Annotated in this window: 20 protein-coding genes; 12 read left to right on the forward strand and 8 right to left on the reverse strand. The window is 66.8% G+C overall.

Annotated elements, in window-relative coordinates:
* Positions 1-35 precede the first annotated feature (35 nt).
* From HWX08_RS01285 to HWX08_RS01300, 4 genes are all read left to right on the forward strand, one after another.
* Positions 36-173, forward strand: coding sequence for a hypothetical protein (locus HWX08_RS01285; protein ID WP_167375388.1), 138 nt, complete (start codon positions 36-38; stop codon positions 171-173).
* Positions 174-1,673: 1,500 nt separating this feature from the next.
* The gene (locus HWX08_RS01290; RefSeq protein ID WP_174922357.1) at positions 1,674-2,963 is read left to right on the forward strand and encodes an NAD(P)/FAD-dependent oxidoreductase; all 1,290 of its coding nucleotides are present in this window, start codon (positions 1,674-1,676) and stop codon (positions 2,961-2,963) included.
* 17 nt (positions 2,964-2,980) lie between these two features.
* Positions 2,981-3,538: a helix-turn-helix domain-containing protein gene (locus HWX08_RS01295; RefSeq protein WP_069260446.1), complete on the forward strand. Its 558-nt coding sequence runs from the start codon at positions 2,981-2,983 to the stop codon at positions 3,536-3,538.
* Between the two features lie 153 nt (positions 3,539-3,691).
* Positions 3,692-5,038 (forward strand): glutamine synthetase family protein, encoded by a 1,347-nt coding sequence (locus HWX08_RS01300; protein WP_174922358.1) that lies wholly within the window; start codon positions 3,692-3,694, stop codon positions 5,036-5,038.
* 24 nt (positions 5,039-5,062) lie between these two features.
* On the opposite strand, the gene HWX08_RS01305 is transcribed toward HWX08_RS01300, so the two are convergent.
* The 5 genes from HWX08_RS01305 to HWX08_RS01325 all read right to left on the reverse strand — a co-directional run bounded on the left by HWX08_RS01305 (position 5,063) and on the right by HWX08_RS01325 (position 10,215).
* On the reverse strand, positions 5,063-5,575 hold the full coding sequence (locus tag HWX08_RS01305; RefSeq protein WP_244122667.1) for a GNAT family N-acetyltransferase: 513 nt from the start codon (positions 5,573-5,575) through the stop codon (positions 5,063-5,065).
* A gap of 142 nt (positions 5,576-5,717) precedes the next feature.
* Positions 5,718-6,107, reverse strand: a complete 390-nt coding sequence (locus tag HWX08_RS01310) for a lysozyme inhibitor LprI family protein (RefSeq protein ID WP_069260443.1) — start codon at positions 6,105-6,107, stop codon at positions 5,718-5,720.
* Positions 6,108-6,162: 55 nt separating this feature from the next.
* Positions 6,163-6,924, reverse strand: coding sequence for an N-acetylmuramoyl-L-alanine amidase family protein (locus tag HWX08_RS01315; RefSeq protein ID WP_174922360.1), 762 nt, complete (start codon positions 6,922-6,924; stop codon positions 6,163-6,165).
* 148 nt (positions 6,925-7,072) lie between these two features.
* The gene (locus HWX08_RS01320) at positions 7,073-8,692 is read right to left on the reverse strand and encodes an NAD(P)-binding protein (protein WP_174922361.1); all 1,620 of its coding nucleotides are present in this window, start codon (positions 8,690-8,692) and stop codon (positions 7,073-7,075) included.
* Positions 8,692-10,215, reverse strand: coding sequence for a polyamine aminopropyltransferase (locus HWX08_RS01325; RefSeq protein ID WP_174922362.1), 1,524 nt, complete (start codon positions 10,213-10,215; stop codon positions 8,692-8,694). Before HWX08_RS01325 ends, HWX08_RS01320 begins: the two co-directional genes overlap by 1 nt.
* 121 nt (positions 10,216-10,336) lie before the next feature.
* On the opposite strand from HWX08_RS01325, the gene HWX08_RS01330 reads away from it, so the two are divergent.
* The 5 genes from HWX08_RS01330 to speD are packed head-to-tail and all read left to right on the forward strand — an operon-like array spanning position 10,337 to position 13,853.
* Positions 10,337-10,723 (forward strand): DUF350 domain-containing protein, encoded by a 387-nt coding sequence (locus HWX08_RS01330; protein WP_107314819.1) that lies wholly within the window; start codon positions 10,337-10,339, stop codon positions 10,721-10,723.
* A gap of 27 nt (positions 10,724-10,750) precedes the next feature.
* Entirely contained in the window at positions 10,751-11,788 is a 1,038-nt protein-coding gene (locus HWX08_RS01335; protein WP_175806962.1) for an SPFH domain-containing protein, read from the forward strand.
* A 9-nt stretch (positions 11,789-11,797) separates the two neighbouring features.
* On the forward strand, positions 11,798-13,324 hold the full coding sequence (locus tag HWX08_RS01340) for a DUF4178 domain-containing protein (RefSeq protein ID WP_174922819.1): 1,527 nt from the start codon (positions 11,798-11,800) through the stop codon (positions 13,322-13,324).
* Positions 13,321-13,470 carry a hypothetical protein gene (locus HWX08_RS01345; protein ID WP_157126877.1) on the forward strand — a complete coding sequence of 50 codons (150 nt, stop codon included), beginning with the start codon at positions 13,321-13,323 and terminating at the stop codon, positions 13,468-13,470. The genes HWX08_RS01340 and HWX08_RS01345 overlap by 4 nt, the downstream gene beginning before the upstream one ends.
* Positions 13,467-13,853 (forward strand): adenosylmethionine decarboxylase, encoded by a 387-nt coding sequence (speD, locus tag HWX08_RS01350; protein ID WP_174922818.1) that lies wholly within the window; start codon positions 13,467-13,469, stop codon positions 13,851-13,853. Before HWX08_RS01345 ends, speD begins: the two co-directional genes overlap by 4 nt.
* Before the next feature lie 90 nt (positions 13,854-13,943).
* On the opposite strand, the gene HWX08_RS01355 is transcribed toward speD, so the two are convergent.
* Positions 13,944-14,396: an SRPBCC family protein gene (locus tag HWX08_RS01355; protein WP_069260435.1), complete on the reverse strand. Its 453-nt coding sequence runs from the start codon at positions 14,394-14,396 to the stop codon at positions 13,944-13,946.
* Positions 14,397-14,577: 181 nt separating this feature from the next.
* Between HWX08_RS01355 and HWX08_RS01360 the strand changes: the two genes are divergently transcribed.
* Both HWX08_RS01360 and HWX08_RS01365 read left to right on the forward strand, forming a co-directional pair.
* Positions 14,578-15,618 carry a bifunctional nicotinamide-nucleotide adenylyltransferase/Nudix hydroxylase gene (locus HWX08_RS01360; protein ID WP_174922817.1) on the forward strand — a complete coding sequence of 347 codons (1,041 nt, stop codon included), beginning with the start codon at positions 14,578-14,580 and terminating at the stop codon, positions 15,616-15,618.
* A gap of 73 nt (positions 15,619-15,691) precedes the next feature.
* A complete protein-coding gene (locus HWX08_RS01365; RefSeq protein ID WP_174922816.1) occupies positions 15,692-17,125 on the forward strand; it encodes a nicotinate phosphoribosyltransferase in 1,434 nt (477 codons plus the stop codon).
* Positions 17,126-17,182: 57 nt separating this feature from the next.
* On the opposite strand, the gene HWX08_RS01370 is transcribed toward HWX08_RS01365, so the two are convergent.
* The gene (locus HWX08_RS01370; protein WP_174922815.1) at positions 17,183-18,049 is read right to left on the reverse strand and encodes an NmrA family NAD(P)-binding protein; all 867 of its coding nucleotides are present in this window, start codon (positions 18,047-18,049) and stop codon (positions 17,183-17,185) included.
* 195 nt (positions 18,050-18,244) lie between these two features.
* On the opposite strand from HWX08_RS01370, the gene HWX08_RS01375 reads away from it, so the two are divergent.
* Positions 18,245-19,153 (forward strand): LysR family transcriptional regulator, encoded by a 909-nt coding sequence (locus tag HWX08_RS01375; RefSeq protein WP_107311124.1) that lies wholly within the window; start codon positions 18,245-18,247, stop codon positions 19,151-19,153.
* A 15-nt stretch (positions 19,154-19,168) separates the two neighbouring features.
* Here HWX08_RS01375 and HWX08_RS01380 read toward each other — a convergent pair whose 3' ends face one another.
* Positions 19,169-20,635: an aminotransferase-like domain-containing protein gene (locus tag HWX08_RS01380; protein WP_174922814.1), complete on the reverse strand. Its 1,467-nt coding sequence runs from the start codon at positions 20,633-20,635 to the stop codon at positions 19,169-19,171.
* Positions 20,636-20,704: the final 69 nt, after the last annotated feature.

Raw genomic sequence — 20,704 nt, forward strand, 5'->3', positions numbered from 1 at the left:
GGACGTCCCCTCTTCATGGGTCACGAATGAGATTCATGGACATGTCGTTCTTTTGTCTGATGGCGCAAAGCACGCGTGCCACCGCAGACCATAACCTTAAAGCGAAGTCGATGGTCAAGGCTTTTTTGCCTTCGTCGTGTGTGCTGTTTCGCGTCCGGCATCAGGCCGTGTGACCTGCCCCCTGCAAACAGGGTCAGCCGGAGTCAAGTAGATCGAGAAACTGGGCTGGCCGACACCGTCGTCGATGCCACGGCGTGATGATTGAACGCGAACAGTCGGTTTTGCCCGGTGGGCCTAACGAAGTTTGGTCAATCGATCTCGTGATAGGCGTAGATGCCACAGTAATGCGCTTTGCCGCGGCACTTGGTAAATCTGCCTGGATTTTGGTGTCCGGTGTGGCTGCAGGCGGGCGTTGGAAATGCTCATGGTCAACATCGGAATGGTATCCCGACGCGGTGACACTTTTTCGTCAGGAAGTCGATGAGTCGGATTGGGCGGGGTCGTCCAGCAAGTTATCGATGCATTATCTAAGATGATGCTGAAGGATAAAAAATAAGACGAGGTAACATCCTTTGGATATTACCCATCCATCTATATGTAATTGGAATCAGACCGGCCCACTGCTTGTGGGGGTAGTGCAATCGATTGTTACGGTCGCCGACCCTTCAGCCGTCTCGGGGTTAAATTCCACACCGGGTCCGCGGTAGCTATATGCGGTTAGCCTTCCAAGTTGATTGGTTAAGCATTGAACGGATACGGTTGTTCCGGTCAGATTGGAGAGTGAAACATTTTGTCCTCTCCAAATAAAACTGAAAACCCTCGTTGATGAGTTGAGTGGCAACGTATCCCCCGTTGCCGTGCACGTCCCCCCGGACGGACTGGAGCACTGCAGTACGATCGTGGAGCCGTCGGCATATACACTGGCACTTGACGCGATTGACAAACATCCAGCGATAATCAAGCCGATTCTTTTCATACCAACCCTCCAGTGAAGAGTAATTAACCTCGATAGACGGATTTGTATTTCGCGGGACTGCGGGTGCATAGTCTGATAAGGAAAACGGAATGTCAACGACGCTATCGTGAGATTTTGATGACACTCCACAGCCCCGGGAATGTAGGGGCTTCGGATCTTGGCGGTAATGGTGAATCGAAGTGTGAAAAAAGAAAGCAAAATAAAGAAGCCTGCCGGGACGCGGTATTTTGACGAGGGACAGGAACGGGCGACGCGGATGCGCTCGTTCGGCTTCCGATGCCGGGTGGCTTAAATTCGTGCTTACGATCTCATCGATCGCGACAGTACCAGGATCACGTGCTGCGAACGTTAGCTGGCGTCGACCTCGATTGCCAGGCGTTCCTGGCGGGTATGCACAAGCTCATCACCCGTTGACCGTGGCCTCAGTGCCTTGATCTGAGTGCTTGAGCCAAACACGTAGCCGGCACAGTACGCCGCGAATCCAAGCGTTTCTTGCGAGGTCGAGTTTCACAGCCGAAGTTGCTCCATTCGTGCGAGTTGTCAAAGCGCACCGAAACCACCAGAAAAGAGCACAACTTTCGTTCGTCGGACTGTTCCTCAGACCAAAAAGAGGCTGCGGTTTTACCCGCTTGCCTCCGTGAAATTGCCGTGCTAATTTTTCATGAAATTTCTCGGCGTAATTTTCACGGGAGTCCGCATGTTCGTGCAGTCCGACCGTCACGTCGCCAGCTACTACGCCGGCACCTACCCGGCGCCGATTCCGCATCGTCCGGAACTGGACGAACGCATCGACGCCGACGTGCTCGTCGTCGGCGCGGGGTTCAGCGGGCTGCATACGGCGTTGCGCCTGGCGCTCGCCGGCAAGCGCGTCGTCGTGCTGGAAGCGAGCCGCGTCGCGTGGGCCGCGTCGGGCCGCAACGGCGGGCAGGCGCTGCTCGGCTGGTCGTGCGACATGCAGCCGCTCGAGGATGCGCTCGGTCGCGACGGCGCGCGCCTGCTGTGGGACAGCATGCGCTGGGCCGCGGCCGAGGTGCGCGACTTGCCCGCGCGGCACGGGTTCGACATCGACTACCGGCCCGGCAGCCTGTGGGCGGCGGTGCGGCCGCGCCGCGTCGCGATGCTCGAGCAGGCCCGCGACGAGGCGGCCGAGCGCTGGGGCTACGACCGGCTGCGCGTGATCGGTCGTGACAAGATGCCCGAATGGATCGGCAGCACGCGCTATCTCGCGGCGCTCCACGATCCCGAGGCCGGCCACCTGAATCCGCTGAAGCTCGCGCTCGGCCTCGCACAGACGATCGAACGCGCGGGCGGCCGCGTCTTCGAGCAGAGCCGCGTGCTCGACTGCCAAGAGACCGCCGGCGGCCACATCGCGCGCACCGCGCGCGGCGAGGTGCGCGCGGACGTGCTCGTGCTGGCCTGCAACGCGTATGTCGACCGGCTCGATCGCGATCTCGCGCGCCGGCTGCTGCCGGTCGGCACGTATCAGGTCGCCACCGCGCCGCTCGCGCCCGACGTCGCCCGGTCGCTGCTGCCGCGCAACAGTTGCGTGATCGACAATCAGTTCGTGCCCGACTATTTCCGCCTGAGCCCCGACAACCGGCTGCTGTTCGGCGGCGGCTGCACGTATCTCGGCGGCATTCCGGCCGATATCGCGGCGGCGACGCGCCCGCATCTCGAACGCGTGTTTCCGCAACTGGCCGGCGTGCCGCTCGATTACGCGTGGGGCGGCCATATCGACATCAGCATGCGCCGCACGCCGGACATCGGCCGCCACGGGCAGCGCTTCTGGCTGCAGGGCTTCTCGGGGCACGGCGTGCTGCCCACGCTTGCGGGCGCGCGCGCGGTGGCCGATGCGGTGCTCGGCGACGAATGCCTGCTCGCGCAGTACCAGCGCATCCACAACCCGCGCTTCCCGGGCGGCGACCGGCTCGCCGCGCCGCTGGAAGCGATCGGCAAGGCCTGGTACCGTCTGCGCGATACCGTCTGACTGAATCGGAATTGACCATGAACGAACAGGAAGAGATAGAAAGCCTGGCGATCCTGATCCGCGACCTGCGCAAGCATCGCAAGGTCACGCTCAACGATCTCGCGGAACGGATCGGCCGCTCGGTCGGCTTTCTGTCGCAGGTCGAGCGCGGGCTGTCGCGCCCCACGGTGGCGGATCTCACCGCGATCGGCGAGGCGCTCGGCGTGCCGACTACCTATTTCTACAGCCTGAGCAAGCCGCGCAGTGTGCCGTGGGTCACGCGGCCCGACGAGCGGCGTACCGTGTATTACGCGGCCGGCATTACTGACATCCTCGTGTCGCCGAACATGCGCGCGCGCTTCTCGATCCTCGAAAGCCATCTCGCGCCCGGCGCGAGCAGCGGCGAGCGGCCCGTCGACGACAGCGACGAGCAGGGTGGATTCGTACTCGAAGGAGAACTGACGATCTGGGTCGACGGCGACGACACGCCCGTCACGCTCGGCCCGAACGATGCTTTCCAGCTTCCCGCGCACAAGCGCTTTCGTTATGCCAATCTGACCGAAACACCGACGCGCGTGATCTGGGTATTCACCTGAACTGTCGGCGCGGTATGCGGTCGGGCGAGCAGCCGCGTCGAGGTAGTTATTTGCAGTCCTGATCTGTAACCGGCATGCGACGTCGTGCATGCCGGATGAATCCGGTTCGCCGCACTGCGGCACCCGTCATACGAGACATGGAAAGGATGAGACATGGCTGACGTCGTTCCCGCGCTGGTCGATGAAGTGCGCGCATTTCGGCAGGCGCACCCCGAGATCCGTTATGTCGACCTGATTTGCCTCGACCTGCCCGGGCATTTCTACGGCAAGCGCTACCCGATCGACGCACTCGAGAAGGTAGCGGCCGGCTCGTTGCTGAAGCTGCCGCAGAACTGCATCCTGCTCGGCACGCAGGGCGGGCTCTACAAGATCGGCGACTACTGTTTCAACGACGGCGACCCGGACGCCGTGCGCCGGCTGATCCCCGGCACGCTGAAGCCGGTGACCTGGGAGAAGCAGCCGCTCGGCCAGATGCTGATCACGACGGACGACACCGACGCCCCGGTCGAGTTCGAGCCGCGCGAAGTGCTGGCGCGCGTGCTGAAGCGGTTTGCGCGGCGCGGCATCCGGCCGGTCGTCGCGTTCGAGCTCGAGTTCTACCTGTTCGCCGCGCAGCTCGAAGCGGGGATGCCGACGTATCCGCGCGACCGCCTGTCCGACGATCGCGACGATCAGCCGAACATGCATATCGAGCGGCTGTCGCGCTTCTCCGACGTGCTGCACGAGATGGTCGACGTCGCGTGCATGCAGGGAATCGACGCGACCGTGATCACCGCCGAGCTCGGGCCGGGCCAGTTCGAGATCAACTTCGGCCATTGCGACGAAGGGCTGCGCGCGGCCGACTGGTCGGCGATGTTCTGTCGCAGCACGCGCGGCGTCGCGTTGCAGCATGGCTATCGCGCGAGCTTCATGGGCAAGCCGTACCTGCATGCACCGGGCAGCGGAATGCACGTGCACGTGAGCCTCTACGACGACGCGGGGCGCAACCTGCTGGCGGCGGACGGGCAGCGGCCGCTGCGGCACGCGGTGGCCGGATGCCTCGCGTTGCTGCCGCATTGCATGCCCGTGTTCGCGCCGAATCACAACGCGTTCCGGCGCTACGGATCGATGGTGAACGCGGCGAGCCGCGCGAGCTGGGGCTTCGAGGATCGCGATGCATGCATCCGGATTCCGGAGTCGGATGAGCGCAACCTGCGGATCGAGCACCGGCTCGCGAGTGCGGACGCGAACCCGTATCTGGTGCTCGCGGCGATTCTCTCCGGGATGGAGCACGGGCTCGATGCGAAGATCGAGCCGATCGCGCCGCTCAACGAGGATCGCGGTAGCGGCATCGATTTCCCGAAGGAGATGCTGTCGGCCGTCGCGGGGATGCAGGATCATGCGGCCGTGCGCGAAGGGCTCGGCAGCGAGTTCGTGATGGTGTATTGCGAGAACAAGCGCCAGGAAGAGCTGGATTTTCGCAATGAGATCGGCGCGCGGGAGTATCGGTGGTTTCTGTGACTGTCCGTGAGCCGATGTCGCCCGTCAGGGCAGTGCGCGCCAGTACCGCACTTCGTCGATCGGCGTGCCGTCGATCTCGAACGTCTTGATGTCGTCTTCGGCGACGAAGCTCTCGCGTTCATAGAACGCCCGGGCGCGATGGTTCTTGATCAGCACCCACAGCGACACCCATTCATGACCCATGTCATGCAGCGCCCGGCACGCATGGTCGACCAGCGCCGCGCCGATGCGTTGCCCGCAATGCGACGGATGCAGGTAGATCGCTTCGATTTCGCCCCAGGCGCGATCCTTGTCGGTGTCGCGCGTCGGACCGTAGGCGACCCAGCCCGTCGGGCCGCTTTCCGCGAACGCGAGCGCAACGCGCGGCCGGCCGGCGTCGAGCGTATGGCGCCACGAAGCGGTGCGCTTTTCGACCGACAGGCCGGCGAGGAACGGGGCCGGCATGATGCCCGGGTAGGTGGCCTGCCACGATGCGACGTGGATGGCGGCGATGGCCGGGGCGTCGGCGGCCGTGGCGGCGCGGATGTCGATCTTCATCGTGTCCGGATCGTTGAGGACTTCAGAGGATTCAGGCCGCATCGCCGCGCGTTTTTGCGGTGCCGAAGCGGCGCAACGGCAAGGGCCGCACGCGCCGCGCCGCGTCGAGAAACGCCTCGCGGCACGGCATGCGAACAAGCCCTTACTCGCCGAGCTTCGACGTCACGCAGCCCGTGCTCGAGCATTCGCGCTCGCGTTCGCGCAGGAACGACAGCCGCGACTGCGTCATGTCGTTCGCGCACTGGATATCGACGAGATAGCGGTCGTTGCGCGTCTCGCTGCACTGCGCGTCGCGTTGCTTGAGCCACGCGAGCTGGCCGGCCTTCAGCGTCGCCTGCTGGTCGCCGCTCAGTTGCTTGCGCAGGCGGCCGTATTCGTCGTTGAGATCGCGGTCGGACTGCGAGAACTGCGTGCTGGTGCAGTACACCTGGTCGAACGCGCTGCGCGGCGTCCCGCAGCCGGCCGCCTGCGCGGCGAACGGAACGGCGAGCGCGAGCAGTGCGCAGGATGCGAGCAGATTCTTCATTTTCATCGTGGTGCTCCTGACTGGGGGAAATCCGTGGGGGCCGACAGCGGCCCCGTCGTTGTCATTTCGGCGCGGTGCACGCGTCGATCCCGCCCGCGATCGCGGTCGACAGTTTCTGGATCGTCTCGCGTCGCGCAAGCCGCGCTTCCTCGTCCGGATTGACGATCACGCCGGCTTCGATGAGCACGGCCGGAATCGGCGCGGTGCGCAACACGACGAGATCGTCGAAGCGGTGGATGCCGAGTTGCGGGTCGATCAGCGGGCGATTCTCGCCGCGGATCGGCTGCGCGTGATACAGCGACGGCCGTTCGCCGGCTGCGACCAGCCGTTCGGCGATCGCCTTCGCGCAACGCAGGCTTTCCGCATAGTGCGGATTGCGTTCCGACACGAACACCGAGAAGCCGCGGAATTCGCGCTGCCGGCCCGCGTCGATGAACTGCTGCTGCATCGAGTCGTGATGGATCGACACGAACAGGTTCGCGTCGGGCGCCTGCGTCGATCGCTGGTCAAGCGCAATCTCGCGGCCGTCGGCCGACGTGCGCAGCACGCGATCGCCATGCGCTGTGAGTTTTTCGGCAACCGCCGCGGACAGGTCGAGGTTGTACAGGTATTCGACGCGGCCGCTCGCGCCGGTCGAGCCCGGGTGAGCCGGCGTATGGCCGGTGTCGACGACGATGTAGCGCCCGGAGGCCGGCTCGGCGGCGGCACCGGCCGTGTCGGCCGCATGCAGCGCCAGCGGCGCGGCGAGCAGCGGCGCGCAGGCGAGCACACGCGCGGCCGTGCGGGCGAGCGCACCCAGGTGTCGGAGGATTCGGTTCGTCATTGTTGTTCTCGCGGAGGGCATACGGCGCGTCGAACGGCGCGGCGCCGTCGGCCTGCTCAATGCAGTCGGAATGTCGCGCGATTATAGCGGTTGGCGGCGCCGCCGCAATGACGAAACGGCCGGCACCGCGCCGCGCGGCAGGCGGCGCTCAGGCCAGCACGCGGCGGGCCGCCAGCATGCCCCAGTACGACGCTTCCTCGAACAGCGACAGCCCGGACAGATCGGCATGCGCGAACACGACGGGGCCGTCGGCATCGCGCAGCGCGAGCAGGCCCGGCCGGCTCAGGAAGCCGACGTCGGGCGTGGCCATCGCGTGGCCGCGCACGGTGATCTCGAGCGCCGTCGCGTGCTTCCACAGCTCGCGCCCGTATACGGCCTGCAGGTCGATCGCCGCCTGTTCGCGCAGCGCGTCGGGCTTGGCCTGCGCCAGCCAGCGGCGCGTGTCGTCCGGTGCCTGCAGGTTCAATGCCTGATACGCGGAAAACACCGAGCGTGTCGGCGGCGACATCCGGATCAGTTGGTGCGTCGACACGACATAGCCGAGCGCCGCACCGTCGTAGACGACGTTGTCCCACGCGAGCGGTACACCCGCTTCCTCGGCCGGCATCCCGTCGAGCAGGAAGTTGGACACGAGCCACGGCGCACGCGGCGGCAGGTCGCGCGCGGGGTCGAAGCCCGACGCGGCAAGCAGCGGAAATACGCGTGCCGCGACGAACAGCGGCATCGCGCTGACGACGCGTCGCGCCTTCAGCGTGAACGTCGACAGTGCGCCGTCGCTGCCGATGCGCGCGCACAGCACGTCGACGCCGCCCGCGCGTTCGGTCGCGCGCACCGCGAAGCCGTCGCGCGACCACGCGTTCGAGCCGGTGCGCGCGGTGATCGAATCGCTCAGCTTCGTCACCATCGTGTGCAGCCCGTCGGGCCAGGTCAGTACCGCACCGTCGCTCGCATCGCCCGCATGGCCGCCGCGCGACGAGAAATAGTGCAGGCCGGCCCATGCCGAAACGTGCGCGTAGCCCGCGCCATAGTCGTCGCGGCAGCAGTAGTTCAGGTACCAGTGCAGCGCCTTCGCGGTATAGCCCTCGTCGAGCAGCCACTGGCGAAACGAGCGCCGGTCCAGCGCGCGCCAGCGCGGGTCGCGCGACGATTCCGCGATCGGGATGCAGAACACCTTGCGGCCGTCGGCGCCGCGCGCGGTGCGCAGGCTGTCCGTATACGCGAAGAAGCGTGCCTGTTGAGCGAGTTCGTCGGCGCCGAGGCCGGCCGTCGGCACGATGCCGTCCTGCCACTGCCCGGCGATGAAGAGCCGTTCGTCGGGCGCATGGACGAGCACGCGCTCGTCGTACACCGGCCGCGCGGCGAACGGCGCCGACTCGATAACGCCGAGATCGGCGAGCATGTCGCGCAGATGCGCGGATTCGAGCGACGGCAGCGGCAGGTAGTGCGCGCCCTTCGGATAGCCGAGATCGCCGAAGCGTCCGCCGGCCGCGTTGCCGCCGAATTCGGGGCCCGCGAGCACCGTGAAGCGCTGGTGCCCCGCGCGCGCGAGCTGCCACGCGCACGACAGGCCGGCCGCTCCCGCGCCGAGGATCGCGATGTCGGTCTCGATCGTGCCGGACGGCGGCGGCAGCGTCGCATGGTCGCGCAGCGCGTGGCCTTCGCGCATGCCGGGGTAGCCGACATGCGGCGTCGTCTCGATCCAGCCGGTGCGCCCGCAGGCGGCGAGCGACGCGGCCGCCGACGCGACGAGGAACGTGCGGCGGTCCATCAGCGCAGCACGTGTTTCCAGTCGTCGTCGAAGCGGCGCACGAGCGGCTGGTCGTTGAGTTCGTTCGGCGACATCGGCAGCGCCGGCATGTCGGCCGGGAAGTGGAACATCTCGACGGCCGTCTGCGCGTCGAGCCAACGCGTGGGCACCGAGTAGTGCGTCGGCACCGTGAAGTCGCGGCGCTTGCCGGCGATCACGAAACCCCAGTCGCCGAACGACGGCACGTAGCAGTGATAAGGCCACGTGTTGAGCCCGGCTTCGTGCAGCGTCGCGATGATGGTCCAGTACGCGTGCGGCGCGAAGTACGGCGACGTCGACTGGATCACCGCGTAACCGTTCTCCGACAGGTGGCGCGCGAGCAGCCGGAACACCGGCACCGAATACAGCCGGCCGAGCCCGAAGTTGGTCGGGTCGGGAAAGTCGACGACGATCGCGTCGTACACGTCGGCATTCGATTCGAGCCAGCGCACCGCATCGTCGTTGATCACCTGCACGCGCGGGTCCTTCAGCGCGCCCTGGTTCAGCTTGACGAGCGGCGCGGACGTCGAGAACAGCTTCGTCATCGCGGGATCGAGATCGACGAGCGTGATCCGTTCGAGGTTGCGGTGCTTGAGCAGTTCGCGCACCGCGAGACCGTCGCCGCCGCCGAGTACGAGCACGCGCTTCGCCCACGGCAGCGCCTCGATCGTCGGATGGATCAGCGCCTCGTGATAGCGGTGCTCGTCGCGCGACGAAAACTGCAGGTTGCCGTTCAGGTAGAGCCGCATGTCGTCGTGCCACTGCGTGAGCACGATGCGCTGGTACGGCGTCGTTTCCGAATAGATCGTCTCGTCGCCGTACACGCCGTGTTCGGCCCAGTGCGTGATGCGGTCCGACAGCGCGAACCCGGCGACGAGCAGCCCGATCACGAGCGACGCGCGCATCAGCTTGCCGCGCACGTTGCGGATCTCGTCGCGGAACAGGTGCGTCGTCCACAGCGCGACGAAGGCGTTCAGGAGCCCGAACAGGAAGCTCGTGCGCAGCAGGCCGAGACGGGGCGCGAGCACGAGCGGGAAGATCAGCGATACGGCGAGCGAGCCGAGATAGTCGAAGGTCAGCACTTCGCTGACGGTATGGCGGAACGCCTGGCGGCGCTGCTGGAACGCGCGCATCACGAGCGGGATCTCCATCCCGATCAGCAGGCCGAGCGCGAGCACGAGTGCATAGAGCGCCGCGCGAAACGGTGCGGCGAGCCACGCGAACACCGCGAACACAGCGAACAGCAGCGCGGCCGACACGCCGCCGAGCAGGCCGACGAGCAGCTCGATGTCGACGAAGCGGTCGAGCACGTCGTCGTCCTCGACGAACTTCGCGAGCCACGAGCCGATCCCCATCGCGAACAGGTAGCAGCCGATCACCGACGAGAACTGCAGGATCGAATCGCCGAGCAGGTAGCTCGACAGCGCGCTGCTGATCAGTTCGTAGCCGAGCCCGCACGACGCGAGCACGAGGATCGACAGGACGAGCGCGCGCTTATGCAGCATGGCGCATCCGTTGTGCAGTGTTCGGCAATGTGGATATACTGGCGCGGATTTTTGTCTGTCGGCCCCGAGCGGGCCGGCCGGCGACGGGGCGGCGAACCGAGCACAAAATCCGAGGAAAAGAATGAATAGTGCCTATCTTTATGCGGTTCATTTGCTGTCGGCGTTCGTGCTGCTTTTCGTGTTCGCGGCAGTGTACCTGAAGGTCACCCCGTTCGACGAACTGGCGCTGATCCGCGACGGCAACGCGGCCGCGACGCTGTCGTTCGGCGGCGCGCTGATCGGTTTCTGCCTGACGCTCGCGTCCAGCATCGCGCACAATTCCACGCTCGGCGAAGTCGTGGTCTGGGCCATCGGCGCGATGATCGTCCAGTTGATCACCTATGCGGCGCTCACCCGCGTGATGCCCGGCATGAATCATGCAATCGAGGATCGCAACGTCGCGATGGGCGGCCTGATGGGCACCGCGTCGCTCGTCGTCGGCATCATCAATGCCGCCTGCCTGACCTGACGCGCCACGCGTTTCGAGGAGACCGACATGAGTCTGGGTTCATTCATCCGCAAGCAGTTCATCGACGTCCTGCAATGGACGGAGGACACCGACGGCGTGCTGGCCTGGCGCTATCCGATGGAAGACCAGGAAATCCAGTACGGCGGCAAGCTGACCGTGCGCGAAACGCAGGTCGCGATCTTCGTGAACGAAGGCAAGATCGCCGACGTCTTCCAGCCGGGGCTGTACACGCTGGAAACGAACACGCTCCCGGTGCTCACGTACCTGAAGAACTGGGACAAGTTCTTTCAGTCGCCTTTCAAGTCGGACGTCTATTTCTTCAGCACGCGGCTGCAACTCGGCCGCCGCTGGGGCACCGCGCAGCCGGTGACGATCCGTGACCGCGAATTCGGTTTTGTGCAGGTGCGTGCGTTCGGCATCTACTCGTACCGGATCGTCGACGCGGGCGCGTTCCACCGCGAAGTGAGCGGCACGCGCGCGCAGTACACGGTCGACGATCTCGAACAGCAGTTGCGCAACCTGGTCGTCACGGCGATGAGCACGACGTTCGGCTCGTCGGACGTGCCGTTCGTCGACATGGCCGCGAACCAGTCGCTGCTGTCGCAACGCGTCGCCGACGCGCTGGCGCCGGTGTTCACGCGCTATGGCCTCGCGCTTGACGCGTTCGCGGTCGAGAGCGTATCGCTGCCGGCCGAACTGCAGAAGGCGCTGGACCTGCGCATCGGCGCGGGGATGGCCGGCGATCTCGCCCGCGCCACGCAATACCAGACCGCGCAGGCGATTCCGCTCGCCGCGCAAAACCCGGGCGGCATCGCCGGCGTCGGCGCGGGGCTCGCGGCCGGCGCGGCGATCGGGCAGGCGATGGCCGGCCAGATCGCGGGCGCCGCGCCGCCCGCGCCCGTGGCGGCGCCGGCGGCGGCTGCGCCGGCGGCAGCTGCGCCGGCGGCAGGTACCGATTACGTGCAGCGGCTCGAACAGTTGAAGGCGCTGTTCGACAAGGGCCTCGTGACCGAAGACGAATATTCGCGCGCGAAGGCCGAGATCCTCGCGAAGCTCACCGGTTAAGCGTCGCGCATGTTCAGTACCTCGTGCCCCCAGTGCGGCGCGCCGGTCGAGTTTCGCTCGGCCGCGGCGGTCATGGCCGTCTGCGCGTTCTGCCGCAGTACGCTGCTCAAGCGCGGTGCCGACGTCGAACGGATCGGCGAACTGGCCACGGTGCTCGACGATGCGTCGCCGATCCAGATCGGCACGGCCGGGCGCTACGGCAAGCGCGCGTTCACGGTGCTCGGGCGCATCCAGATGACGTACGACGCCGGCGCCTGGAGCGAGTGGTACGTCGTGTTCGACGACGGCGCGTTCGGCTGGCTGTCCGATGCGTCGGGCCAGTATGCGATCACGGTGCGCGAGCCCGACGACGCGATCGGCGCGACCTGGCCGGCGTTCAACGCGCTCGAACCCGGCATGCGGATCGACCACGGCGGCCGCGCGTATCTCGTGTCCGACGTGCGCACCGCACGCTGCACGGGCGGCGACGGCGAGTTGCCGTTCCGGGTCGATGCGGGGTGGGAAGCGCGCGTGGCCGATTTGCGCACCGGCAACGCATTCGCGACCTACGACTATTCCGATGCCGCCGCGAACGGCGGGCGCCCGGCGGTCTACGTGGGCGAAGCATTCGAGTTCGACGCACTCGCGTTCACCGGGCTGCGCGATACCGAGAACGAGACGCGCGAGCAGCGCGGCGCGGAGATGGTGCCGTTCGCGTGCCCGAGTTGCGGTGCGCCGCTGTCGTATGCGCCGAACGTGGCCGATTACGTCGTGTGCGGAAACTGCCATGCGGGCGTGCAGTGCACGGCCGAGCAGCAGACCGTGTTCGCCGCGCAGCGCAGGCTCGACGCGGTGAAGGGCGCGCTGGAGCTCGGCGCGGTCGGTACGTTCGACGGCGCGAAGTACACGGTGATCGGGATGATGCGTTGCCGCGTGCCGGGCGACGACGAGACGTGGGACGAATACCTGCTGCTGAATCCGAAACGCGGCTTCCTGTGGCTCGTGCAGAGCGACGGGCGCTGGGAGCGCGTGCAGGTGCTCGACCAATGGCCGACGATCGGCGGCGATGCCGACGTGACCGACGGCGGCAAGACCTATCGCCTGCGCGAGACATACGACTCGGAGGTCGTCTACGTGGTCGGGGCGTTCAACTGGCGTGTGCAGGTCGGCGATCGCACGTCGATCATCGACTACGGCTGGCAGAAGGACAAGCTGACGCGCGAGCGCAGCGCCGCGGAGATCGTGTGGTCGCGCGCGCGGCCGCTGTCGGGCAGCGCGCTCGCCGACCGCTTCGGCATGCCGGCGCTCGCGACGGCCGCGGCTACCGGGGCTACGGCGGCAACCGGCGCCGCCGCGTCGACCGGCCTGTTCGGCGGAAAAGGCCCGCACAGTTTCGCGCCGCTGCCGCTCGTGTTCAGCGCGCTGCTCGTGATCCTGAATATGGGCTCGCTGTTTTCGTTTAGCGGGCGCACCGTCTACGTGCTGATCGGCCTGCTGGTGCTGTGGCTGCCTGAATGGCTGTGGAAGCGCTTTGCATCGGACGGGGGCGGAGCGTGATCCGGTACATCCTCTACGGCATTTACGCGCTGATCGTCGTCACGCTGTTCAGCTGCGCATCGATCGGCGGCAGCGGTTCGGGCGGCAGCGGCTGGGGCAGTTCGTCGGCCCGCAGCGGCTACTCGTCGTACGGGTCGCACAAATGACCGCGTTCGACGGGATTGCGGCACCGCCGCGCGCGACGTTCGGTTCGCACGTGCTGGCCGATCTGGCCGGCATCGACGCCGCGCTGCTGCGCGACGCCGCGCGGCTCGAGGCGCTGCTGACCGACGCGGCGCAGCGGGCGGGCGCCCGCGTGATCGGCGCGCATTTCCATCATTTCGGCGGCGAGCATGGCGTGACGGGGGTCGTGCTGCTCGCCGAATCGCACATCACGATCCACACATGGCCCGAGCATCGCTTCGCGGCCGTCGACGCGTTCATGTGCGGCGCGGCGCGCGCGGCCGATGCGGTCGATGCGATCGCCGCCGCGCTCGGCGCGCAGGCGCAGGTCCGGCAGCAGGTCGCGCGCGGCGGCGCGGCAATGTAACCGGGCGAGTCGCGTTCCTGACGCTATTCCCGTCAACGGTCGAACCGGAACGACGACACGCCGCGCAGCGTCGCGCGGCACATGCCGCTGTCAGTGCGGCACCGCTTCGGCTTCGGCCCAGCGCTTGAACGAATCGAGGCGCCGGCGCGTCTGCACGAGGTAGAACGCGCCGATCAGCGGTTCGAGCAGCCAGCGCAGCCAGGCCGGCTGCGCGCGGAAGTGATATGTGAATTTCACCTCGGTCGTGCCGGGCGTGTGCTCGGTGAAGTTCCAGCTGCCGCTGAAGCGTTCGAGCACTTTCGGCCCGTCGACCATTTCGACGGCCGCGACCTGCGGCGGACGGTACGAGATGTAGCGCGACACCATCGTCGCGCCCGACTGGCTGCGGCAGAACGCATCGACGCCGACGTCGGCCGCCGCTCCGTCGAGCAGGTAGGCGTCGGCGAGGAAGCTGTCCCACATGAGCCGCCGCGCGTAATCCTGCGACCACGTGAAGAGGCGCCTGCGATCGACGCCGACGGTCCGGCTGACTGAGATCCTCATGATGGCGGACGCAATGGCGCGGATTGGGATGAAATCGAGTGTAACCCGCCAATGCCGCGCATTTCTTCATACTTCGTCAAGTCGAGGAGGGGCTCGATTGACGCACTCCGGGATTTCACCTAGAGTTCGTGTCAACCCTTCGGGAAAGACCCGAAGCGTTTCAATCTCTTGAGGGAGCCTCATGAGTACGCAACAGAACCGGCGCTTCGACGCGCTCGTTTTCATTGGTCGTTTCCAGCCTCCGCATCGTGGTCACCTGAACGTGCTGAAGTCGGCACTGAGCCGGGCCGAACGCGTGTGCGTGCTGATCGGATCGACCGACAAGCCCCGCACCATCAAGGATCCGTTTTCGTTCGACGAGCGCCGCCAGATGCTGGCTTCGCTGCTCGACGCGTCCGAGCGCGACCGCGTCACGATCGCACCGTTGCAGGATTCGACCTACAACGACGGCGACTGGGTGCGCTGGGTGCAGGACGCCGTCGCGTCCGCGCTCGGCGACGTCGCGCAGCGCAAGGTCGGGCTGATCGGCCACGAGAAGGACGCCACGTCGTATTACCTGCGGATGTTCCCGCAATGGGAGCTCGTCGACGTCGATGCGACCGAAGACATTTCCGCCACCGAGATCCGCGACCAGTATTTCGCCGAACGCCCCAACAGCTTCGTGCAATGGGCCGTGCCGGAACCGGTGTTCGGCTGGCTCGAGCGTTTCCGCACGCAGCCGGAATTCGCGCAACTGAAGTCGGAAGCCGAATTCATCGCCGGCTATCGCAAGGCGTGGGCGGCCGCACCGTATCCGGTCACGTTCGTGACGGTCGACGCGGTGGTCGTGCATTCGGGCCATATCCTGCTCGTGCGCCGTCGCAGCGAGCCGGGCCGAGGCCTGTGGGCGCTGCCGGGCGGGTTCGTGAACCAGGACGAGCGGCTCGACGCGGCCTGTATCCGCGAGCTGCGCGAAGAAACCGGCCTGAAGCTGCCGGAGCCCGTGCTGCGCGGCTCGATCAAGGACCGCCAGGTGTTCGACCACCCCACGCGTTCGCTGCGCGGGCGCACGATCACGCACGCGTGCCTGTTCAACTTCCCGACCGGCGAATTGCCGCGCGTGAAGGGCAGCGACGACGCCGACAAGGCGCGCTGGGTGCCGCTGAACGAATTCGCGCAGATGCGCGGCGTGATGTTCGAGGATCACTTCGACATCGCGTATCACTTCCTGGGGAAGCTGTGACACGCTGATTCCCCGCAATCCGTCCGCCGCGACAGACGCGGCGGCACTTCAACGGCCTAGAGGAGCTCTAGCCATGCAAAGCGATCCCGGCGGCTTTGCCGCGATTCTCGCCAATCCGATCCTCAACACGGATTCGTACAAAGCTTCCCATTTCCTGCAATATCCGCCCGACGCGACGGCGATGTTCTCGTACGTCGAATCGCGCGGCGGCCGCTACGACCGCACGCTGTTCTTCGGCCTGCAGATGCTGCTGAAGGATTATCTGTGCAAGCCGATCACGCACGCGATGATCGACGAGGCGCGCGACTTCTTCACGGTGCACGGCGAGCCGTTCAACGAAGCGGGGTGGCGCTATATCGTCGAACGCTACGACGGCTATCTGCCCGTGAAGATCCGCGCGGTGCCCGAGGGGTCGGTCGTGCCGGTGCACAACGTGCTGATGACGGTCGAATGCGCCGATCCGCAGGTGTTCTGGCTCGCGTCGTATCTCGAGACGATGCTGTTGCGCGTCTGGTATCCGGTGACGGTCGCGACGCGCAGCTGGCACCTGCGGCAGACGATCCGCCGCTTCCTCGAAAAGACCGACGACGATCTCGCACAACTGCCGTTCAAGCTGCACGACTTCGGCGCGCGCGGCGTGTCGAGCGCGGAGTCGGCCGCGATCGGCGGCGCCGCGCACCTCGTGAATTTCATGGGCTCGGACACGGTGCTCGGCGTACTGGCCGCGAACCGTTTCTATCGCGAGCCGATGGCCGCGTATTCGGTGCCGGCGGCCGAACACAGCACGATCACGTCGTGGGGCCGCGAACACGAAGCCGATGCGTACCGGAACATGATTCGCCGCTTCGGGCTGCCCGGTGCGATCGTATCGGTCGTGTCGGACTCCTACGATCTGTTCGCCGCGCTCGATCTGTGGGGCGGCGAGCTTCGTCAGGCCGTGCTCGACTCGGGCGCGACGCTCGTCGTGCGACCCGATTCGGGCGACCCGGTGAAAATCGTGCTGCAGACCGTGCGCGCGCTCGACGAATCGTTCGGCTCGACCGTGAACGGCAAGGGGCGGCGCGTGCTGAACCGCGTGCGCGTGATCCAGGGCGACGGCGTCGACGAGCTGTCGATCGAAGCGATCCTTTCCGCGCTCGACGATGCGGGCTATGCGGCCGGCAACGTCGTGTTCGGGATGGGCGGCGCGCTGTTGCAGCAGGTGAATCGCGATACGCAGCGCTTTGCGATGAAGTGCTCGGCGATCCGGCGCGGCGACGTATGGCACGACGTCCGCAAGGATCCGGTCACCGACCAGGGCAAGCGCTCGAAGAAGGGGCGGCTCACGCTGCTGCGCAGCATGCGCACCGGTGAGTATCGGACCGTGACGCTGCCCGTCGCTTGGGACGACCGGGTGCTGGAAGGCGAGTGGGAAGAGGCGCTGGTAACGGTGTTCGATACGGGGCGGTTGCTGGTCGACACGACGTTTGCGGAAGTGCGGGCGAGGGCGCACGCGGGGGAGGTGTGACGCAGCCCACCGGCGCGAACGGGGCGGCAGCGCGCGATGCGGCCGCCCCGTTCGCGCTCAGGCGGCGCGGGTGACGAGCGTGCGAAGCACGGCATCCACGTCGATTTCCCCTTTCAATACATCCGCGCGTGCCGACTCGAAATCGATCCAGCCTTCGTTGAAGCCGTCGAGCATGCTCATGCGCGGTTCGGGGTAACGCATCCGCTGCGTATCGAACAGGGCTGCCCATGTGTCGCGCGGTACGACTTCGGCGTGGACGGCGCGCCCGAGCACGCGAGCGAACGCGGCCGCAAGGTCGTTCGGGCTGACACGACGAGGCCCTTCGAGCTCGACGATGCGTACGCCGGCCCATTCTTCCTGGAGCAGCGCGGCGGCTACGCGGCCGACGTCTTCGGTAGCGACCATCGGTACCGGTCTGTCGAGCGGCTGGAGAAAGCTGTGGACGACACCGGCGTCGCGTGCCGTCGCGACGTCCCATGCGGCGTTTTCGACGAACCACGCGGGGCGCAGGAACGCGACGGGCATTGGCAGGTCGCCGAACGCCCGCTCGAGCATCGTCAATTGCGTGAGCAGGTTCACCCGCGTCGCCTGCGCGCCGATCGTCGACAGGCAGACGATCTTGCGCGGCCGCGCGGCTCGCAATGCCGCGCCGACTGCGTCGATCACCGCGCGTGTTTCGGGAAATCCCGGGGATGGATCGAAGCACGGCGGCAGCAGAACGAACACGCCGGCCGAGTCCGAGAAAGCCGCCGTCAGTGCAGCGGTGTCGGTCATGTCGGCGAGTGCAACGTCGCAGTTGCGCGCAGCCCAGGGCACGGCGCGATCCGCGCTGCGCGTGACGGCCCGCACGCGCTGGCCGGATGCGAGCAGCGTTCGGGCGAGTGCGCCGCCGACCTGTCCGGTGATGCCGGTAATGGTGTACATGGTTCGAAATCCTCATCGAAAAATGGGAGGAATGCGCGCCGGAACGGCCGGTAGGCGCATCTGCCTGTCGTACTCGGCATGCCGCCGCAGGGGGTTGCCGTCGCGATGCATCGGGTTGCATGATAGGGAACGGCGATTCCTGACGGAATCGAATTCATGTCATTGGATTGGTGATTTTTTGTCATGAGCGAAATCATGAGCATCGACGGGCGGATTCTGGCGAACGTGAGCGTGCTGGCCGCGATCGTAGAGGGCGGCAGCTTCGCGCGCGCGGCCGATGCGCTCGGCATGTCGCCGTCCGGTGTCAGCCGGGCCGTCGGCCGGCTCGAGGCGCGCGTCGGCGTGCGGCTGCTCGATCGCACGACGCGGTCGGTGACGCTCACGGACGAAGGGCGGCGTCTGTACGAAGACATCGGGCCGCTGCTCGCCGGCATTGGCGACGCGGTCACGCTGGCCGCCGGCTCGGCCGCCGCCGTGCGTGGCAGGCTGCGCGTGAATGTCGACGCCTATTTTTCGCGACGGGTACTGGCACCGCATCTGCCCGCGTTTCTTGCGCGCCATCCCGATCTGTCGCTGGAACTCGCTGCACGCGAGCAACTCGGCGATCTCGTCGCCGAAGGATTCGACATTGCGGTGCGGTTTGGCGAACCGCCGTCATCGTCGCTGGTCGCGCGCAAGCTTCTGGAGACGCGTGCGGTGACGGTCGCCGCGCCCGCGTACGTGAAACGGCACGGGCGTCCCGAGACGCCGGCCGATCTCGTCGACCATGCCTGTATCCAGATGCGCAACACGCTGACCGGCGAGCCGCTCGAATGGGTCTATCAGCTTGGCCGCAAGCGCGTGCCGGTGAAGACGACCGGCCGGCTGCTCGTCAACGATGCCGGCACGATGCTCGGCGCATGCCTGGCCGGTGCCGGCGTCGCGCGCTTCAAGGCGAGCGGGGTAGCGGGGCTGATCGAGCAGGGGCGGCTCGTTGAACTGCTTGAGGATTGGCGCGGCGAGGCGTTCCCGCTGTTTGCGTACTATCCGTCGCGTCATCTGCCGCCCGCAAAGGTACGGGCGTTCATCGATTTCGTGGCCGAGATCGTGGCGATCGGCAGTTAGCACGATCGCCCGCGATCACCGCTCACCTGCGAGCGCGCGCGTTCCGGCATCCGTCTGCATGCCAGCCCGCGCCGCCTCCATCGCCCGCGCGAGCGCATCGAACACGGCCGGCCCCTTGCAACGCGACACGTTGAACCGCAGGTACGACGTCGCGCCGTGCGACGGGCTGAACACGTTGCCGGGCGCGAGCACCACGTCCTCGTCCAGCGCATGGCGCGCGACACGCGCGGCGTCGAGCCCGTCGGGCAATTGCGCCCACACGAACAGGCCGCCGCGCGGCTCCGTCCAGATTCGCAGCCCGGCGCGCGACACGCGCCGGAGCGTTTCGCCCATCGCATCCGCGAGGCGCGCACGCAGGCTGTCGACATGGCGCCGGTACGTGCCGTCGACGAGCAGCCGGTGTACGACGTTCGCGCCGATCTGCGCATGGCCGAACGACGTCGCGAGCTTCAGGTCGACCAGCGCATCGATCCATTCCGGGCGCGCGGCGACATAGCCGCAGCGGATCGCGGCCGACAGCGTCTTCGAGAAGCTGCCGATCGATACGACGCGCGACAGCCCGTCGAAGGCCGCGAGGCGCGGCGCGGGCGTGCTTTCGAAATCCGCGAAGATGTCGTCCTCGACGATCAGCAGGCCATGCTCGGCCGCGAGCGTCAGCAGCCGGTGCGCGACGGGCGCCGAGAGCGTCGCGCCGGTCGGGTTGTGCAGCGCCGCGTTGGTGATGTACAGGCGCGGCCGGTGCTCGGCGAGCACCTGCTCGAAGCGCGCGAGATCGGGGCCGTTCGGCGTGTACGGGACGCTGACGATCCGCGCGCGGTGCGCACGCAGCAGCGCCTGGAAGTTGAAATAGCACGGATCGTCGAGCACGACCGTGTCGCCCGGCTCCAGCAGCAGGCGGCACACGAGATCGAGTGCGTGCGAGCCGCCGTCGGTCAGCATGATCTGCGCGGGTTCGGCCTGGATGCCATGCTGCGCGAGCCGCCACGCGAGCTGCTGGCGCATCGCGGGCAGGCCGAGCGGCGTCGCGTAGTCGGTCAGCGCGTCGGATTCGTCGCGCGACGCGGCGCGCAGCGCGCGGCGCAGGCTCTCGTCCGGCAGCCACGACGGCGGCAGCCACCCGCAGCCGGGCTTCACGGACGTCGGCGCCGCTTCGAGCGACTGGCGCGACAGCCACAGCGGATCGAGCCCGCGATCGAGGCGCGGGCCGAGATCGGCGAGCGCGAGCGGCGGCGCGTGCCCCGACACATAGAAACCCGAGCCGCGCCGCGCCACGAGCACGCCTTCGCTCGCGAGTCGCTCGTATGCATCGACGACGGTCGATTTCGACACGCCCAGCCCCTCCGCCATCATCCGGATCGACGGCACGCGCGCGCCGGGCACCAGCGCACGGCTCGCGATCCGTGCGCGCAACGTATCCATCACGGTCTCCACGCGCGTGCGCGACGGAGTGGGCGGAACGGGAAGCGGGGTGGCCTGGCTCATGGCGAAGAATGAACTGTACGGCCGGTTGTCCAGTACAGTTTGTCCGAATTGTATTGGGCTGTAGCTTAC

Source organism: Burkholderia metallica (assembly GCF_902832845.1).
Classification (GTDB): domain Bacteria; phylum Pseudomonadota; class Gammaproteobacteria; order Burkholderiales; family Burkholderiaceae; genus Burkholderia; species Burkholderia metallica.

Bases quoted from the DNA above. Each gene is read 5' to 3' on its own strand.
- HWX08_RS01285 (WP_167375388.1), top strand. From the start codon at position 36: ATGGACATGTCGTTCTTTTGTCTGATGGCGCAAAGCACGCGTGCCACC.
- HWX08_RS01290 (WP_174922357.1), top strand. From the start codon at position 1,674: ATGTTCGTGCAGTCCGACCGTCACGTCGCCAGCTACTACGCCGGCACC.
- HWX08_RS01295 (WP_069260446.1), top strand. From the start codon at position 2,981: ATGAACGAACAGGAAGAGATAGAAAGCCTGGCGATCCTGATCCGCGAC.
- HWX08_RS01300 (WP_174922358.1), top strand. From the start codon at position 3,692: ATGGCTGACGTCGTTCCCGCGCTGGTCGATGAAGTGCGCGCATTTCGG.
- HWX08_RS01305 (WP_244122667.1), bottom strand. From the start codon at position 5,575: ATGAAGATCGACATCCGCGCCGCCACGGCCGCCGACGCCCCGGCCATC.
- HWX08_RS01310 (WP_069260443.1), bottom strand. From the start codon at position 6,107: ATGAAAATGAAGAATCTGCTCGCATCCTGCGCACTGCTCGCGCTCGCC.
- HWX08_RS01315 (WP_174922360.1), bottom strand. From the start codon at position 6,924: ATGACGAACCGAATCCTCCGACACCTGGGTGCGCTCGCCCGCACGGCC.
- HWX08_RS01320 (WP_174922361.1), bottom strand. From the start codon at position 8,692: ATGGACCGCCGCACGTTCCTCGTCGCGTCGGCGGCCGCGTCGCTCGCC.
- HWX08_RS01325 (WP_174922362.1), bottom strand. From the start codon at position 10,215: ATGCTGCATAAGCGCGCGCTCGTCCTGTCGATCCTCGTGCTCGCGTCG.
- HWX08_RS01330 (WP_107314819.1), top strand. From the start codon at position 10,337: ATGAATAGTGCCTATCTTTATGCGGTTCATTTGCTGTCGGCGTTCGTG.
- HWX08_RS01335 (WP_175806962.1), top strand. From the start codon at position 10,751: ATGAGTCTGGGTTCATTCATCCGCAAGCAGTTCATCGACGTCCTGCAA.
- HWX08_RS01340 (WP_174922819.1), top strand. From the start codon at position 11,798: ATGTTCAGTACCTCGTGCCCCCAGTGCGGCGCGCCGGTCGAGTTTCGC.
- speD (WP_174922818.1), top strand. From the start codon at position 13,467: ATGACCGCGTTCGACGGGATTGCGGCACCGCCGCGCGCGACGTTCGGT.
- HWX08_RS01355 (WP_069260435.1), bottom strand. From the start codon at position 14,396: ATGAGGATCTCAGTCAGCCGGACCGTCGGCGTCGATCGCAGGCGCCTC.
- HWX08_RS01360 (WP_174922817.1), top strand. From the start codon at position 14,578: ATGAGTACGCAACAGAACCGGCGCTTCGACGCGCTCGTTTTCATTGGT.
- HWX08_RS01365 (WP_174922816.1), top strand. From the start codon at position 15,692: ATGCAAAGCGATCCCGGCGGCTTTGCCGCGATTCTCGCCAATCCGATC.
- HWX08_RS01370 (WP_174922815.1), bottom strand. From the start codon at position 18,049: ATGTACACCATTACCGGCATCACCGGACAGGTCGGCGGCGCACTCGCC.
- HWX08_RS01375 (WP_107311124.1), top strand. From the start codon at position 18,245: ATGAGCATCGACGGGCGGATTCTGGCGAACGTGAGCGTGCTGGCCGCG.
- HWX08_RS01380 (WP_174922814.1), bottom strand. From the start codon at position 20,635: ATGAGCCAGGCCACCCCGCTTCCCGTTCCGCCCACTCCGTCGCGCACG.